This is a genomic window from Agriterribacter sp., assembly GCF_035497235.1.
Taxonomy (GTDB): Bacteria; Bacteroidota; Bacteroidia; order Chitinophagales; family Chitinophagaceae; genus Agriterribacter.
Genome location: NZ_DATJEB010000051.1, coordinates 58478 through 74841 on the forward strand (window position 1 = coordinate 58478; position 16364 = coordinate 74841).

Here is a 16364-nt window from a genome sequence, read left to right on the forward strand (position 1 = left end):
AATTTGTTTGGAAATAACAAGATATTTGATGTATCTTGGATGTAAGTTAAAGCTTCATAGGAAATACTACCAAATATATGAAAAACGAATCAAAAAATTACCCGGATAGCTACAATTCCCAAACGTATCATCTATAATTTTCCTTGCATGACAAATAAAGAATACAGGCTGTTAACAAGCCGGCCATCAAGAATGCAATCCAGCAATATAGATAACCCAAAAGATGCTTTGGAATCTTTCTTCAGCAGTTTTACGCTGGATGATTGCAGGAATAATTTATGGGAGCTGTATGAAAGATGTGTGATGAGTTATGCGCGGGAACACACCGTTCATGAAACGGCGTCTGATATTCTTTTCTTTTACACCCATACGGAAATGCTGATGGAAGCCGCATGGCTTATCAATAATAAGAATAAGAGAAAAATGAAGAAGAGCAAGCACATTTCTTCAGATCAGCAGCAACTGTTAAGCGGTGAAAAAAGATAATAGCATAAGCGAAAGATACCATAAATCCTACCACTTTTTGAACAAAGCGGGTGACGATCCTTTTTTGTGCCTTACAGCCATATTCGATGTTTTTCACCCCAACGACTTTCGGAGGGAGATTGCTTTTTGGCAACAACTGGCTTTGGCAAATGACCAGAGTGCTTATGATGAGGGAAATGTGCGGGAGGATATGATGGATTTTTGTTATGAGCTTTTACGGATCACAGAGGCCTTCTATGTTTTAAACAAGAACAGAAAGCCGGAACAAAAAGCGGAAAAGAAAAAGAGCGTGAAAAAAGAAACCGGGAGAACAACTAACCTGCTCCACGATCCAATATTGTTAAGCGCCAGGGAAAAGGCTGATCCGCGACTGGCTGTTAGCGCTTTTTGCAATACATTCCCGCACAACTATGCAAGGATTGAGCTATTGGATATGTTGGATGCCGTTATTACTTATGAAGGAAGAAAAAAAGTTTACAAGGGCAACCTTGTGCCGGTGTATCAATGTATGGAATCCCTGCTCCATCTTGCTTATATGATTACTAAGAATAAAAAACTATTACATAATCTAAAGCCATCCTGATATGATGAACACGCAATACGTCCACCATTCTTCTGCAGAGGAACTTTGGTACCGCTCTAAAGAGCCCGATGAAAACGCTCAAAAAGCCATCTGTAAGTTTTTTGATATGTATGGACTGGGCAGCGCGCATGAACGGCTTTGGGAGATGCTCAGGCTGGCGCTGAGCAGCGGGGAAATAAATGACTGGAATGAAGTGCAACGGGCAAACATTATCCATTTTTATGAGCTGCTGGCACAGTTAATTAAGGCTAATTATATGTTGTTTTTAAAAAATGAGCAATGAAACCCGAAAACTGGTTCGGGAAACGGTAAGCCCCTATGCGTTAGCCAGATCCCTGATATCAATTATCTCCAGGATATTATTCCCGTAACCCCGCACAACAGCATGGATCATTGCGCGCCCGACCTTTTACATGGTTAAAACACTTTTAGGCGAAAAGACTTTAATGAGCGATTAATAATGAGCACTTCCGCTACCTGCGGATTGCTGAGGCACTCAAACAAAACGCCTTCGCCCACCATGCCTGTTGCCCCGGTGATGATTACTTTTATACCTGCCATGGATTGTTGTATTTAGGGCAAAGGCCGGGAGAAAAGCGGGATGGTGATTTGTTAAAGCGCCGGGATTGGATACATTTCGCTCAAAGGCTGCCGGATAGTAGCGGATACCCCGCTGAAGGCGTTGTGTATTGGGTTTGCGGCGGAGTAGCAGCGTATAGCCGGATTTGCAGTTGCCTGTTGTGCTTAGGCCCACAGCCCCCGATAAAAACTGCGAGGTAAGCAATTGCGCTGTTTTGTATTATTTTCTGTCGTAAAGCACCCTTTAAATGTCGTTATCACCCATCCCTAAATCCCTGAGCGCTTTATACCTTTATTCTATCAAAAAGATAAAAAGCTCACTTATTATTCATCAAAAAAGTTATACTCATGGCAAGCGTTAGTACCTACCTTAATTTTTCCCGTAATACGGAGGAAGCGTTTAATTTTTATAAGTCGGTTTTTGGCGGTGCGTTTTTTGGCGATGGTATCATGCGCTTTGGCGATATCCCGGCTTCGCCCGGTAATCCGCCTGTGCCAGACGAAGATAAAAACCTGGTAATGCATGTGGAGTTGCGTATCCTGGGCAGCCATTCGTTAATGGGTACTGATGCGCCTGAATCCATGGGATTTAAGGTAAATTTTGGCAATAACAGTTATATCAATTTGCAACCGGATACCCGTGCAGAAACGAAAGAGTTATTTGATAAACTTAGTGCCGGCGGTAAGATTACTATGGAACTGCAGGATATGTTTTGGGGAGATTATTTTGGTTCCTGTACAGATAAATTTGGTGTGCAATGGATGTTTAACTGCGGTGAAAAAAAATAACCGGCTTTTATATACCAAAGTGTTTATTTCATTTTACTCAATTAAAGTTAGTGTATGCGTCAATTGATCTTTCAGGAATTCCTGTTTTTAGGGTGAAATGTTTTTTATTTTCCCGGAGGCGGCCAACGGCAACGGATAGTTGATTATGGTAACGTTGAATACCTGTATGGGCGCCTGGTGTAAAATATTGAACTCCGTACCAAAATGCAATGTCGCTCGGTATCCAGCAAGCAGTGAAGCATACCCGTTCTTTGAGCCCGGTGTTGAAAACCAGGGCGTCCATATATGCGCCGGCACAAAAAACACTTTGCGGGAAATGGACAATACGATTTTCAACGAAATCCTGAAGAAAATGAGAAGATAAAGGCAATGAAAAATAATGATCTTTTAGATGAAGTCCTGAAAGTGCTCCGGGGATGTAAAGACAACCGGGAGCAACTTGAAAAATTGCATCATTATATGCTGAATGAACTTTATGCAGCAGAAGACGCAGTAAGCGAAGCAATTATTATCCCTGAACGTTACGTATCGCTTATAAAAGATACGGCGGATAGTCTTAGTGGCCGGGATAGTTTGTTATATTAATCCTGCTACCCTGGAAAAAATAGATATTCCCCGCTCAGTTATTGATACCATGATATTTGAGGAACAAGATGCAGATGATGATGTGGAAGAAGAGGATCTTTTTCATAGAGACATGAAGCGTATTGACCGGGATTGGGAGCAAACGGTTACCATCAATCCACCGGAATCAGGGGTGTCATTTACCTTTATGGAACGATTTGTAGATACGCTGCAGGAAAGCCGTATCGGGGTAATGTTGTCGGAAGCCTTGTCCGGCCGAAAGCCTTTCCGTCATTTTAATCATATCATTCATCAATCGGATGAAAGAGAGACTTGGTTTGCTTTTCGTCAAAAATGCCTCGAAACATATGTAGCCGAAATACTCGCCGGAGAATTATGGAACAATGAACCCCGCAATTAAAAGCTCAAATCACTACATCACCTGTCAAAAGCCAAAAGGAAAATACCCTCGTAAAAATCTTATACAATAGGCGTTCCGCCTTTTAATTGAACCTTAGTGGAATTACAGCGTTTTGATATCGCCCGGGTCACCCTGCACTCCGTAGCAAGATTGTGAAGGCCCCGCCTGGGCAAACGCGGAAAGAAGCTATCTCACAAATCCGTTCTGCAGTTTTCCCATTCTTCCATCATTTGCCTGCTGCCTATAAATAAGGGAGAACGCTGGTGAAGAGATGCCGGCACAATATCCAATATGCGCTTATACCCATCCGTGGCCATGCCACCGGCAACCTCCACTATAAAAGCAAAAGGATTGCATTCATACTGGAGCCTTAGCTTTCCCTGTGGTTTATTTGTTGTGGCCGGGTACATAAAAATACCTCCTTTAAGAAGATTGCGGTGTACATCACTCACCATGCTGCCAATATAGCGTTGGGTATAGGGTCCGCCTTCTGCCGCTATTTTGGCCTGGCATTGATGAATGTACGTCCTTACCCTTTCTTCAAAAAGAAAAAAATTGCCATGATTAACGGAATATATTTTTCCCTGAACCGGGCATTTAATATCCGTATGGCTCAGGCAAAATTCACCGATAGAAGGATCTAAGGTAAAACCATTTACGCCCCGGCGGGTAGCATATACCAATATGGTAGACGATCCGTAAACAATATAACCCGCGGCTACCTGGCGGATGCCGGGTTGTATAAAATCTTCAAGGGTAACTACTGATCCTTTTGGGGTAGTACGATGATACACACTAAATATGGTGCCGATGGAAACATTAACGTCAATATTGGCGCTGCCGTCTAAAGGATCAAACAGGCAAATGTATTTGGATTGCCGGCTTACCGCATCGTCAAAAGCTACATAGTCGTCCCATTCTTCACTTGCTATACCGGCACAACTGATGCCATGTTGTAAAACACCGGTAAACTGGTTATTAGCGAACAGGTCTAATTTTTTTACTTCTTCACCCTGTACATTCATCATGCCGGCTTCTCCAAGTATATCCGCTAACCCGGCTTTGTTCACTTCCACGTTCACTCTTTTTGCCGCCAGGCCAATGTCCCTCAGCAAATCCGAAAGCTCGCCGGTGGCGTGGGGAAAATTCCTTAACTGCTGAATCGTGAATTCATCCAGGGTATATACTTTTCTGTTGATAGCCATACGGGTTTGCATTATACTAACGATCGTTAGGCAAATATTATGCTTTTATTGCTAATTACAAACTCTACTCATGAAAAGTGACCATATGTAGCCTTAGTGTTTGGATGGAAATGAGATTTTGAAATTTTTGCCGCCGGCCTCCGCAACACGCATGGGTTTGCTTTTCTGAGTCGCGCAGGGGGGATTCATAAAAAGCCATTGTGAGAAGCCATGAGACCCTGCGCTGAACATATCTTTTGCGGTATATATTTTACATTTTGCCATTTTAGATTAGCATAATACTTAGTTCCGCTATACGAAATCTCCCGACTTCGCTATTAATATGTTCTTCCGGGACTATGTCTCGCAATATAGAGCCGACATAATACTGCATACTATTGAAAGTTGGAAGCTGGTTCGTGAGACACGAACCAGGGCATTAGGTATACTGCTCATTTCCCTTCAAACTGGAAAATCTTTTCCATCAGCACCCATTTTTCACCGGGCTTCGCCCAGGGAATAGCCTGCTGGTATTTCCACATCAGCGCTTCCCATTCCTGCACTTTGGCGCAATGCGCGTCTAACTGTTTCTTTTTGTCAAATGAAAAGTTGTCATCCGTTTCCAGGATCATGAACATCCTGTTGCCCGTACGGTATATTTCGATGTTGGTAATGCCGGCATCCAAATCATTTTGCCGAACTCCCGGCCAGCCCACCCCGGGCTTGTGCCAGTTTTGATATTCCTCAATGCTTTTGGGGTCATCTATTAAGTCGAGCGTAAGACAAAATTTTTGCATAATTGTTTTTTATTTGAACCAGGTATTAAAGGCATTGATTGTTTGCCTGGCCGCCGCATCGCTGTTGGGCAAGGGAAACACTTCGGCGGAAAGGTACCCGCTGTACGATATGGATTGCAAAGCCTTTGCAATATCACTCATGGGTGTATGCCCCATGCCTATGGCGCGCCTGTTGCTGTCGGCAAAGTGTACATGGCCTATATAACTGCCATATTGGTAAATTGTTTCGGGTATGGAAGCTTCTTCTATATTCATATGAAACAGGTCGGCCAGCAATTGTATATTATTTGTATCAAGCGTTTTTAACCAGGCAACGGCATCCGCGAAACAATTGAATATATTGGTTTCGTAGCGGTTCAACGGTTCGTATATCAGGCGTACGCCTTTCTTTACCGCTTTATTAGCCAGTATGCTTATTCCTTCACCCAGCCATTGTAAAGCAATAGCTCTTTCAGTACCGTGTGGTATGTTTCCCTGCATGGAACCAATAATGGCAGGCGCACTAAAGGCTGCGCCAAAATCAATCATTTCACTTATAAACGCAATGGCACGGGCACGCACATCCGCATCAGCATCTGTAAGAGTTAAACCCTGCACCACCTTCCCGGCTCCTGTGCCAACTGCGCATATCCGTATATGATAGGTTTCTAAAAGTTGTTGCAGCAGGGTGGTATTAACCGCTGTTGCCGAAGCCGTAAAAAGCTCAACCGCGTTAAATCCCAAGGCTGCCGCTTTGGCAATGGAGTCTTCTATGTTTTCCCAGAATACCCATGGCCCGCTTTTTATTTGGGGTACCAGCGCTATCGTTACTGCAGATTTCATTTTTATTTACAATGTAAAATCAACCATGATCTTGGTAATATTACCCCTGTTTTCCGACCAGTCCTGTAATGCTTCGCCGGCGTTATCAAGCGACACGGTTTTTGATATAACGGCATCAACAGGAAACTTACCAAATTCCAGGTACTGAATAACAACCGGAAAATCATCCAAGCAATTGCGGGAACCCAGTATTTCAATTTCTTTTCTTACAAATACGCCGGTATTATATTCTACCGGCCTTTTGCCATAGCCTATATATACTACTCTTCCGGTATACGACACCAGTTCAACGGCTGCCCTGTATGTTTCATGATTTCCAACCGCCTCAATAATTACATCCGGACCATCGCCATTCGTCCATTCCGCTAAGGCTTCCTTTAAATTGGTGGTAGTGGTATTAATGGCCGTGGATGCACCTACAGCTTTGGCTATCCCTGTTTTATAATCGCTTATATCTGCTGCAAAAACTGTTGCTCCCCTGTTCAGCGATCCGGCAATGGCGCCCAATCCTACTATACCGCAACCAATAACCAATACCTTGTCGCCTGCGTGTACCCTTCCCCTGTTTGCAGCATGAAAGCCAACCGTAAGGGGTTCAACAAGCGCCAGTTCTTTATATGATAAAGTTGCTGATGCATGTAATTTCTTCCAGTTCACTGCAATGTATTCCGTCATGGCGCCCGGGCGTCTGACTCCCATTGTTTTATTATCTACACAGGCATTGGGGCGGCCTTTACGGCATGCAATACACAGGCCGCAGTTTAAATAAGGATTCAACGTAACTTTCATCCCCGGTGCAAAAGTGGCAGGCACGTTTTTTCCTGCTGCTTCTATTATACCACCCACTTCATGCCCCAGTACATTCGGGTATTCCTGCATTTCAAAAAGTCCTTTAAATCCGTTCAAATCACCTCCGCAAAAACCTACCATGCCAATACGCAGCAATACTTCCTCATCCGTTGGCACAGGCATTGATATTTCGCGGATCTCCGTTTTTCCGGGTTCAACCAAAACTAAAGCTCTCATATAAAAACTATTATTGTTTGGGTATATTGTTTTCGCTGCGGCCTTCAAACCACATCTTGTTTTTTACCGGCGCTACCAGCTTTTCCATATCATGTAACAGCGCAGCAGGAATATCAAGACTGGCGGCAGCTATATTTTGTTTAACTTTTTCCACCTCACACATACCCGTAATGGTACTTGTAATATGCGGGTGGGCAATGGCGTAAGATAGGGCCACATCGCTCAGCGCCAGGCCATATTCACGGCAAAGGCCGATGAGGGCCGGTTGTATAGCAATCATTTCCTTAGGCGACCGGTGCCAGGAAGGTAAGGAAGCATCCGTTAGTATGCGCTGTAAAAACGGGGCAGCATTCAGGAGTCCGAATCCTTTTTCCAAAGAAAGGGGTACCAGTTCATCATTGATCTCATCTTCCAATAAATTATAATGTGCCCACGAAAGTACCGTATCCACGTTGGTTTGCCGGGCTATATGCGCCAAATAGCGCACCGGCAATCCGGTAAATCCTATATAACGGGCCTTACCACTTTCTTTTACTTTTAATGCCGCGGGTATAGCCTCATTGAGTAGCTGCTCTTCCGTACCAAATTCTATATCATGGATTTGCAGTATGTCTACGTAATCCGTTCTTAATCTTTTTAATGATTCATCAATGCTGCTGAGTACACGCTGATAGGAGAAATCAAAATGAGTGGCATACCTGCAACATTTGGTAGCCAGTATAATGTCCTGCCTTTTTCCTTCCAAAGCCTTTCCCAGCCTGGTTTCAGCAAGTGTATCTCCATAAAACGGCGCCACGTCAAAAAAATTGATGCCATTGTCTATGGCATAATGAATAGCGTTTATGCCTTCCTGTTCTTCTACCGGCTCAAATACATTGCCTACCGGCGACACGCCAAAACCCAGCGTGGATAGGCTTAAACCCGTTTTACCGAGAATGCGGTGCTGCATAATGATTGTTGAATTGAATGATGTGTATGCTTTTACAGCGGTTGGCAAGTTACAACTTGGCTTTGATTTATGGGAGAGGGAAAATAGTCACTAAACTGTAAAATTATAATAATAAAAGTAATTAAATACTTTTATTATAAAAAAGGCTTAGCTTTGCGCCATACATTAAACTTAAAAAAGAACAGGTATGGAAACCATTACAGAGAATATGCTTAACGTAACGTTACTGGAACCCCGGCAAAAGCATCCTACTATTTTTGCCCGGTTTGACGAATTGGAAGAAGGAGAAAGTCTTACCATTCATAACGACCACGACCCCAAGCCGCTTTACTATCAGTTGCTGGGAGAAAGGGGTAATATTTTTATATGGGAATATCTTGAAGAGGGTCCACAATGGTGGAAGATACGCATCACTAAACGTATTACGGGTGAGCAGGAAGAAACACTCGGGGAAATTGCCGTTAAAGATTTGCGTAAAGCTGAAGTATTTAAGAAATACGGATTAGACTTTTGTTGTGGCGGTAAGAAAACAGTAAAAGAAGCCTGCGCGGAAAAAGGAATTGATGTAACTAAAGTTGAAAAAGAACTGCAACAGGCAGATAAGAACCCCGCGGCACGTCCTTTGCCATACAATGACTGGAGTCTTGATTTCCTGGCAGACTATATTGTGAATACGCATCACAGCTATGTACGTAAAACATTACCCGACATCAAAGCGTATGCGTTAAAGGTAGCGCAGGTGCATGGTGCGCAGCATCCGGAATTGATACCTATTCAGCAACTGGTGGAAGAAGTGAATAAAGAACTGAGTGAGCACTTAGTGAAGGAGGAAGAAATTTTGTTCCCTTTTATTAAGGAATTAATAAGGGCAAAAGACAGGAGCCAGTCGCCACGCGCGGTGCAGTTTGGCAGCGTGCAAAATCCAATAGATATGATGGAGGCAGAACATGAATCGGCCGGCAAATGTATGGAAGAGATCAGGGCGCTGAGCAATAATTATGCTTTGCCTGAAGATGCATGTGCCAGTTACAGCCTTCTGTTTAAGATGCTGAACGATTTTGAAGAAGATTTACATATCCATGTTCATCTTGAAAATAATATCCTGTTTCCAAAAGCGATAGCACTGGAAAAGCATTTGAATCCATGAAGAGCCCTAAACACCACCAGTCCGCCATCAGACCATTGCCGTGTTTTCCGGGTTGATATTTTGGTTTAGTTATTCATCTGGAAGATAGGGCAGGGTCTGAACAGGCGGCGATTTCGGGGACATCATTAAAAGACGATATTATGGAAATTCCGGGCAGGTTAGTAACGCAGCAAAGAGTAGTAATAGTGGGGGCGGGTTTTGCCGGACTTACCCTTGCCAAAAAGCTATCACCCGCATACTTTCAGGTGGTACTGATAGATAAGCATAATTACCACCAGTTTCAGCCGCTGCTTTACCAGGTGGCTACGGCTGGACTGGAACCGAATAGCATTAGCTTCCCGCTTCGTAAAGTATTTCAAAAAAAGAAAAATGTATTTATCCGTATCGCGGAAGTAAGCGCTGTTTACCCAAAAGATAAAAAGATAGCTACATCAACAGGAGAACTGGATTATGATTTCCTGGTGCTGGCACATGGCGCCGCTACCAATTATTTTGGTATGCAGGATATTGCTCAAAACGCCTTTTCCATGAAATCGGTATCAGAAGCTTTGCTTTTACGTAATACCTTACTGCAAAATTATGAGCAGGCGCTGATAGCAGGGAACAAAAAAGAAAAAGCGGCATTATTAAATATTGTAATTGTTGGTGGCGGCCCAACAGGGGTAGAGCTGGCAGGAGCCATAGCTGAAATGAAAGCGCAAATTTTGCCGCGGGATTATCCTGAGCTAAACTTTAATGACATGAATATTCATCTCATTGAAGCTGCTCCACGGTTATTAAATGGAATGAGCGAACGGTCGGCGGTTGTAGTCAAATCCTACCTTCAAGCACTCAGAGTAAAGGTGCATACAGGTATTTCGGTAAAAAGCTATGACGGCTACTCGGTAGCGTTAAGCAACAATACTACCTTATATAGTTATTGCATGATTTGGGCGGCAGGGGTAAAAGGCAACGCGTTAAAAGGAGTACCTGCCGGTAGTGTATTGCCTGATCATAGTATTGAGGTTGATGAATTTAACCGGTTAAAAGGTCACCAGCATATCTTTGCGCTGGGCGATGCGGCAAGGATGCCAACAAAATTGAGCTCCAGGGGATACCCCCAGGTTGCTCCCGTGGCTGTGCAGCAGGCTGTGCAATTGGCTGCTAATTTTAAAAGACTGCTGCTGCAAAAAGAAATGAAGCCCTTCAGGTATAAGGACAAAGGAAGTATGGCTATTGTAGGAAGAAATCGTGCTGTAGCAGAAATGGCAGGCATAAAACTAAGGGGGTTTGTGGCATGGATGGCATGGCTGATGGTACATCTGATGTCTATTATCGGTGTTAAAAACCGTTTATTGATATTGGTGAACTGGATGTGGCAATATATTACCTACGATCAGTCGCTGCGGCTGATCATCAGGTCGTCTGAAAGGAAAAGTAAAAGCACAACAAATAAAATCAGTAATAATGAAAAAAACAGTAATGATGTTAATGCTCACCGGTCTCTTGTGGGCGTGTAATTCAAATCCTTCTCCTGGCAATGATACACCCACAGCGTCCGATGTGCATGAGCATGAAGAAGCCACATTAACGCTGAACAACGGCCAAAAATGGAAGGCGGATGCAGCTACTAATGAAAATGTGGTGGCTATGCGTACCATTGTACAGAACTTTTCGGCGGAACCGCATACCGGCTTATCCGATTACCGGATTTTAGATGGTGATTTACAAAAAGGATTAGACAAAATGATACAGGACTGCAAAATGCAGGGTCCCGATCATGATGCGCTGCACCTGTGGCTTGAGCCCTTACTAAAAGGTGTAAGTGAATTGAAGAAAGCCGGAGATATCGCGTCTGCCGAAAAAACATTTCATGCTATTGATGAAAGGCTGGGTTTATATACACAATACTTTGAATGATGATCATCAACGCCGGTACTAAAATTGCCACTATACTAAAGCAAAACAATGCCGCGCTGGAGGCTATTATAGCAGTAAGCCCGAAATTTGAAAAACTGCGTAACCCTATACTGCGTAAAGTAATGGCGGGCAGAACCAGTCTGGCTATGGCAGCTAAGGTAGGAGGATGTACGGTGGATGATTTTTTTATGAAGCTTAAACCGCTGGGGTTTGAAACAGACATGATAACAACGCTTGCAGGGGAAGAAACGAAAAAGCCGGTGCCGGCGTTTATGACTTCGCTCAAAAAAGAACAAATTATTGAGCTGGATGTGCGCCCGGTAATTGCTTCGGGAAAAGATCCGCTGGGCATTATAGTGCAGAAAGTAAAAACAATACAACCGGGGCAGGTATTAAAGATCATTAATACTTTTGAGCCAACCCCATTGATGGCTTTATTAGAAAAACAGGGTTTTGTTTCTTATGCCGATGCTATTAAAGAAGACTGGGTAGAAACTTATTTTTACAAAACCGATGTTGCTAAAACCCCGGTTAAGGATGTACCCGCAGGCAGCAGTGAAGGGTGGGATATGGTATTGCAACAATTCGAAAGCCATATAAAAACAATTGACGTGCGGCATTTGGAGATGCCGGGGCCAATGATGACAATACTGGAGTCGCTGGAAACATTGCCTGCAGATACGGCATTGTATGTTTATCATAAACGCATTCCGGTTTTTTTGCTTCCTGAACTGGCCGAAAGAAAATTCGGTTATCGTATAAAAGAGATCAGCGATGGGGAAGTACATCTTTTAATATTTAAAGACTGATATGTTAGGTGCATCCATGGGTACAGATCCGGTTAAAACCACCTCTTATAAAGTGGTATTGCCTTTCTACGCTTATGCTTCCATAGCTTTTTTTATTGCTACCCTGCTTTTATTTTTTTCGGCGCCGGCATTCGGCAGGCATTATTTCCACCCGCACGTAATAGCTATTACGCACACCATGGCTTTGGGCTGGGGTACAATGGTAATACTGGGCGCCAGTCACCAGTTGGTACCCGTGCTTATTGAAGGGAAATTATACAGTAATGTATTGGCCTATCTTTCTTTTGCCCTCGCCGCAGTAGGTATTCCGCTGCTGGTGTATGCCTTTTATGGCTTCCATATGAACTGGATGGCCAGGCGGGGAGGCGAATTGGTTATTGACGCTATTGTTATATACCTTATAAACATGGGTATAAGCATGGCTAAATCAAAAACAGAGAATGTGCATGCGGTATTTGTATTCACGGCCGGGCTGTGGCTGCTGATTACTACTATTGTAGGGCTGCTGCTGGTATACAATTTTTCAATACCCCTGTTTGCCGAAGATTCCCTGCATTACCTTTCCCTGCATGCGCATATGGGTATTATTGGCTGGTTCTTATTGCTGATCATTGGTGTGGGCTCCCGGTTAATACCCATGTTCCTGATTTCAAAATATGCCAATGCCAAATTGCTGTGGTGGGTATACGTGCTTATTAACCTGGGATTGATAGCATTTGCTTTTATGTTTTTATATGCCCTCCCTGTTTATTGTTACCTGTTGCCTGTTACCGCTGTTACGGCAGCGCTCCTGTTGTTCGGTTATTATTGCAGGCAGGCTTACAGGCAGCGTTTACGTAAACAGGTAGATGAGCAGCTTAAAATATCCGTGCTCTCTGTGGCAATGATGCTGCTACCCGTTATTTTATTGATTATTATGATCATTGGCCTATGGGTGGCAGGCGAAAATACCCGCCTGGTAGTAGCTTATGGCTTCACTGTTTTTTTTGGATGGATTACAGCCATTATTTTGGGTATGACATTTAAAACCCTGCCTTTTATTATCTGGAACAAAGTATATCATAAAAAAGCGGGACTAGGTAAAACGCCCAACCCCAAAAATTTATTCAGTAACCGGGTATTCACCGGTATGGCGGTATCGTATCTGGCGGGGTTTATTTTATTTGTAACCGGTATTTTATTATCTGTTGTTTTGGTTTTACAAATTGGTGCCCTGCTTTTATTGCTGGCCGCTGGTTTGTATAACTTTAACGTAATGAAAATAATACTGCATAAACCTGTAATGTTATGAATGTAGTAACCAACAGCGATATTAAATCCACCATTGCCCTGGCAACGCTGCACAATGTAATAGATCCTGAAATAGGATTGAATGTGGTGGATCTGGGATTGATTTACCAGATTGATTTTGATGAACCAGGCAGGAAGATTAGTACAACGATGACGTTAACCACACAATTTTGCCCTATGGGTGAATCCATAGTAGACGGGGTAACGCAGGCCATGCAGCAAACTTTTCCCGATGATGCCATACAGGTTGATCTTACCTTTAATCCGCCCTGGAGTTACGATCTGATATCGGAGGAGGGGCGAAAATTCTTAAACAGATAGCACATGCTGAGTTATACCTGTAAAACCGCTATAAAGGCCGTTATTTACCTGGCTTCAAAACATGATATTCCCACCAACGCGGGTATTAAAGAAATTGCGGAATATATTGACGCCAGTGAACATACGGTAGGAAAATTATTGCAAACCCTGGTAAAACAAAATGTAATCAATAGTGTAAAAGGTCCGTCCGGAGGATTCCACATTTCTAAAGAACAACTGAAGCAACCCATTGCTAATATTGTTGCGGCTATTGACGGTGACGAAGTATTTAAAGAATGCGGACTGGGGCTTAGCAAATGCTCTTCTGCTCATCCATGCCCTATTCATGATGAATATAAGGTAGCGCGCGATTTAATTGAGCAGCTTTTTGCTACTAATAAGATATGCGACTTATGTAAGCCTGTTAACACCGGGTTAGCCTACCTCATTGGATAGTATAGCGCTAATGTAATATGTTCTATTGTTCCCAGAGTTTACTTAGCTTAACACCAGCTCCTGCAGGTATTTCCCGTGGAAACAAGGCTGCTTTAACGAAGCATACCGCCCTCTCATCGAAGCTTTTGGGGCAATCATCGAAATCAGCTCTTAAGAACCATTAAGGCTCATAATTTTACGCGTATATCCGTGCCGGCGTTAACCCGAAGGTGATTGCGAAAAATGTAAAATAAACGGTTGAAGCTGCCGGGCATTAAAATTCGATACTTGTAAATTAACCTATTCATGCAGGGAAAGAAAATTGTACTTATCGTTTTAACGGTGCTTTTAGGGGCACTATTTTTTCTGCTAACTATTCCCATGCGCCGTACCTACCGTGCAGAAATTGTTGTGAACTCGGATGAACTTATTACCTGCCGTACTCTGCTGGATACCATCAATTGGGAGCATTGGTATTCCGATAATGAAATTACGCGGCCCAGTCCGGATTCGCTGACCATGCAGTCCATAAAAAAAAGTAAGTTGTTTGCCTATCATTTGAAGGATCAGAACGGCTATGAAAAGGAAGGGCAAATAGAGGTATCACGGAAGAACCGCTGGAATATGCAAATAAGCTGGTCGGAAGAAGTAGTATTTAAGAACAATGTGGCTAAAAAAATTCAGCTTCTTTTTAATCCCTCTGAATTCAGAACAGCGTTTTTGCAAAATATGGTGCAGTTTAAAAATGCCATTGAACATCCCGACAATATTTTTGGAGGTTTAACTTTTGAACGGAAAGAAATGCCTGCCAATAAGCTCGTAATCCTGACTGATACCGTGGCGTTGAGCGAAGTAAAAGAGCAGATTGCTTATTTGCACGATAAAATAATTGCTCAGTTACCTGCTGAAGAAATAAAACATCCCGGAATTTATTTAAGTCAGCATGAAGCGCTGAATGATTCCACAACAATGCTATGTGTGGCGGTAGCGGTAACAGACGCATTGCAGGAAGTTAAAGAGCCTTTTGAAATGATAGAAATGGATGAGCATCCGGCAGTGATCATAGAAACGCAGAAAAGCTATACCGATATGGATGAGGATATTGGCATTATGTATGAATGGCTCAAAAAAAATGATAAACGTCCGGCAACAAGCTACTGGATCAGGCATACCCCATCTGCCGACATTGCAAAAGCAACAGGTAAAAATAGCTTTACCATCATCCAGGAAGTATATTCCATAAAATAAAACAGGCAGCTAAAAAACCGGGTAACAAACCTGCACTTTCACTTCGGCACTGTCATTAACCGGCAGTGTGGCTGTAAAATATTTTTCATAACTCAGCGCTATCTTTTTCAGCGACCTGTCACTAATATATTGCTGCAGGGCCTTATGGGCTTTACCTATATTGCGGTATAAGCCTTTATACATTGTGGTTACTATTTTACCACCTTCAGGCATTCGCAGATACATGATACCGTTTTTTTCCGGGGCTTTATGGTGAACAGGTATGTTGGCAATAACTTCCGCAGAGTCTTTGCCAACCGGGAACACACCCAAAATCCTTGAACTTTCTATTGCAGGCCGGTAAGTATGGGCATACAATAATAAATCGTCAAAAAGCTGTTCGAGTCTTGCGGGGGCGTTCCGCATGAGAACCGTATCTTTTTTGCTGATCAGTAAGGTATCCGTGATCCGTTGCATTTCAATGGGAAACCCGTAATAAAGCAAAGGGGTTTCAATGTATTCTTTTAAACTCCTTATACTATGGTCTATTCCTCCTGTAGGATGTATTTTTTCACTTAACCACGAAAAAAAATTAAATGTTGCCGACCATTGCACACGGGTATGCACGCCCAACTGATCGGATACGGCAATAACAGCATGATAGACCAGTTTTTTGCCTGCCGCTTCTTTAATATTTATTTCTTCGGGATTTACCCGCATAACAGTATACAGGCGTTTCCCGCATTGTAAAGTGGCATTTACCTGTGTAGTGTTACCCGAATACCGAATGAAAGCGCTGTCTGTTTCCTTTACCCGAGGATACCATTTTTGCCAGTTGTGCAGGTCTGTAATTTGCCTGCTTACTATAAACAAAGAAGCGTTAACCGTAATTTCTTTTTTTACCCGGAAAGAAAGCCGGCTCAGCAAAAAAATGCCCGATCCAATAATCAATATAATACTTGTAATTATCCAACCTTTCCCTGACATCCCTGGTAATTTTTTCAATTCGTAAATACAATGCATCTAAAAAAGCAGTACTGCAATAGCCTGTGCTATA

21 protein-coding genes are annotated in these 16364 nt (G+C 43.0%); 14 read left to right on the forward strand and 7 right to left on the reverse strand.

The window, feature by feature from the left end:
- Nucleotides 1-147: 147 nt before the first annotated feature.
- From VL121_RS17480 to VL121_RS17490, 3 genes are read left to right on the forward strand one after another with little or no spacing between them, the layout of a single operon-like run.
- Nucleotides 148-486, forward strand: a complete 339-nt coding sequence (locus tag VL121_RS17480; protein WP_325407749.1) for a hypothetical protein — start codon at nucleotides 148-150, stop codon at nucleotides 484-486.
- The gene (locus VL121_RS17485; RefSeq protein WP_325407751.1) at nucleotides 473-1069 is read left to right on the forward strand and encodes a hypothetical protein; all 597 of its coding nucleotides are present in this window, start codon (nucleotides 473-475) and stop codon (nucleotides 1067-1069) included. The genes VL121_RS17480 and VL121_RS17485 overlap by 14 nt, the downstream gene beginning before the upstream one ends.
- Before the next feature lies 1 nt (nucleotide 1070).
- Entirely contained in the window at nucleotides 1071-1352 is a 282-nt protein-coding gene (locus tag VL121_RS17490; RefSeq protein WP_325407753.1) for a hypothetical protein, read from the forward strand.
- Nucleotides 1353-1486: 134 nt separating this feature from the next.
- Here VL121_RS17490 and VL121_RS17495 read toward each other — a convergent pair whose 3' ends face one another.
- A complete protein-coding gene (locus tag VL121_RS17495; protein ID WP_325407755.1) occupies nucleotides 1487-1630 on the reverse strand; it encodes a hypothetical protein in 144 nt (47 codons plus the stop codon).
- Nucleotides 1631-1996: 366 nt separating this feature from the next.
- Between VL121_RS17495 and VL121_RS17500 the strand changes: the two genes are divergently transcribed.
- The 3 genes from VL121_RS17500 (at nucleotide 1997) to VL121_RS17510 (ending at nucleotide 3422) form a co-directional block, all read left to right on the forward strand.
- Nucleotides 1997-2437: a VOC family protein gene (locus VL121_RS17500; protein ID WP_325407757.1), complete on the forward strand. Its 441-nt coding sequence runs from the start codon at nucleotides 1997-1999 to the stop codon at nucleotides 2435-2437.
- Between the two features lie 285 nt (nucleotides 2438-2722).
- Nucleotides 2723-3022: a hypothetical protein gene (locus VL121_RS17505; protein WP_325407759.1), complete on the forward strand. Its 300-nt coding sequence runs from the start codon at nucleotides 2723-2725 to the stop codon at nucleotides 3020-3022.
- Nucleotides 2997-3422 (forward strand): hypothetical protein, encoded by a 426-nt coding sequence (locus VL121_RS17510; protein ID WP_325407761.1) that lies wholly within the window; start codon nucleotides 2997-2999, stop codon nucleotides 3420-3422. The genes VL121_RS17505 and VL121_RS17510 overlap by 26 nt, the downstream gene beginning before the upstream one ends.
- A gap of 191 nt (nucleotides 3423-3613) precedes the next feature.
- Here VL121_RS17510 and fbp read toward each other — a convergent pair whose 3' ends face one another.
- From fbp to VL121_RS17535, 5 genes are all read right to left on the reverse strand, one after another.
- Nucleotides 3614-4627 (reverse strand): class 1 fructose-bisphosphatase, encoded by a 1014-nt coding sequence (gene fbp, locus VL121_RS17515; protein ID WP_325407763.1) that lies wholly within the window; start codon nucleotides 4625-4627, stop codon nucleotides 3614-3616.
- Nucleotides 4628-5058: 431 nt separating this feature from the next.
- Nucleotides 5059-5403, reverse strand: a complete 345-nt coding sequence (locus VL121_RS17520; RefSeq protein WP_325407765.1) for an L-rhamnose mutarotase — start codon at nucleotides 5401-5403, stop codon at nucleotides 5059-5061.
- A gap of 9 nt (nucleotides 5404-5412) precedes the next feature.
- Nucleotides 5413-6225 carry a sugar phosphate isomerase/epimerase family protein gene (locus tag VL121_RS17525; RefSeq protein WP_325407767.1) on the reverse strand — a complete coding sequence of 271 codons (813 nt, stop codon included), beginning with the start codon at nucleotides 6223-6225 and terminating at the stop codon, nucleotides 5413-5415.
- A 6-nt stretch (nucleotides 6226-6231) separates the two neighbouring features.
- The gene (locus tag VL121_RS17530) at nucleotides 6232-7251 is read right to left on the reverse strand and encodes a zinc-binding alcohol dehydrogenase family protein (RefSeq protein ID WP_325407769.1); all 1020 of its coding nucleotides are present in this window, start codon (nucleotides 7249-7251) and stop codon (nucleotides 6232-6234) included.
- A 10-nt stretch (nucleotides 7252-7261) separates the two neighbouring features.
- Nucleotides 7262-8200: an aldo/keto reductase gene (locus tag VL121_RS17535; protein WP_325407771.1), complete on the reverse strand. Its 939-nt coding sequence runs from the start codon at nucleotides 8198-8200 to the stop codon at nucleotides 7262-7264.
- Nucleotides 8201-8387: 187 nt separating this feature from the next.
- On the opposite strand from VL121_RS17535, the gene ric reads away from it, so the two are divergent.
- The 8 genes from ric (at nucleotide 8388) to VL121_RS17575 (ending at nucleotide 15328) form a co-directional block, all read left to right on the forward strand.
- A complete protein-coding gene (ric, locus tag VL121_RS17540) occupies nucleotides 8388-9347 on the forward strand; it encodes an iron-sulfur cluster repair di-iron protein (RefSeq protein WP_325407773.1) in 960 nt (319 codons plus the stop codon).
- Nucleotides 9348-9487: 140 nt separating this feature from the next.
- Nucleotides 9488-10846 (forward strand): NAD(P)/FAD-dependent oxidoreductase, encoded by a 1359-nt coding sequence (locus VL121_RS17545; RefSeq protein ID WP_325407775.1) that lies wholly within the window; start codon nucleotides 9488-9490, stop codon nucleotides 10844-10846.
- Nucleotides 10794-11246, forward strand: a complete 453-nt coding sequence (locus tag VL121_RS17550; RefSeq protein ID WP_325407777.1) for a hypothetical protein — start codon at nucleotides 10794-10796, stop codon at nucleotides 11244-11246. Before VL121_RS17545 ends, VL121_RS17550 begins: the two co-directional genes overlap by 53 nt.
- On the forward strand, nucleotides 11243-12055 hold the full coding sequence (locus tag VL121_RS17555; RefSeq protein WP_325407779.1) for a DUF2249 domain-containing protein: 813 nt from the start codon (nucleotides 11243-11245) through the stop codon (nucleotides 12053-12055). Before VL121_RS17550 ends, VL121_RS17555 begins: the two co-directional genes overlap by 4 nt.
- Before the next feature lies 1 nt (nucleotide 12056).
- Nucleotides 12057-13346 (forward strand): cytochrome C oxidase subunit I, encoded by a 1290-nt coding sequence (locus VL121_RS17560; RefSeq protein ID WP_325407781.1) that lies wholly within the window; start codon nucleotides 12057-12059, stop codon nucleotides 13344-13346.
- Nucleotides 13343-13666 (forward strand): metal-sulfur cluster assembly factor, encoded by a 324-nt coding sequence (locus VL121_RS17565; protein WP_325407783.1) that lies wholly within the window; start codon nucleotides 13343-13345, stop codon nucleotides 13664-13666. The genes VL121_RS17560 and VL121_RS17565 overlap by 4 nt, the downstream gene beginning before the upstream one ends.
- A 3-nt stretch (nucleotides 13667-13669) precedes the next feature.
- Nucleotides 13670-14101, forward strand: a complete 432-nt coding sequence (locus tag VL121_RS17570; protein WP_325407785.1) for an RrF2 family transcriptional regulator — start codon at nucleotides 13670-13672, stop codon at nucleotides 14099-14101.
- Between the two features lie 285 nt (nucleotides 14102-14386).
- Nucleotides 14387-15328: a hypothetical protein gene (locus tag VL121_RS17575; RefSeq protein ID WP_325407787.1), complete on the forward strand. Its 942-nt coding sequence runs from the start codon at nucleotides 14387-14389 to the stop codon at nucleotides 15326-15328.
- Nucleotides 15329-15337: 9 nt separating this feature from the next.
- Here the strand turns inward: VL121_RS17575 and VL121_RS17580 are convergent, their stop codons facing one another.
- Nucleotides 15338-16294: an SRPBCC family protein gene (locus VL121_RS17580; RefSeq protein ID WP_325407789.1), complete on the reverse strand. Its 957-nt coding sequence runs from the start codon at nucleotides 16292-16294 to the stop codon at nucleotides 15338-15340.
- Nucleotides 16295-16364: the final 70 nt, after the last annotated feature.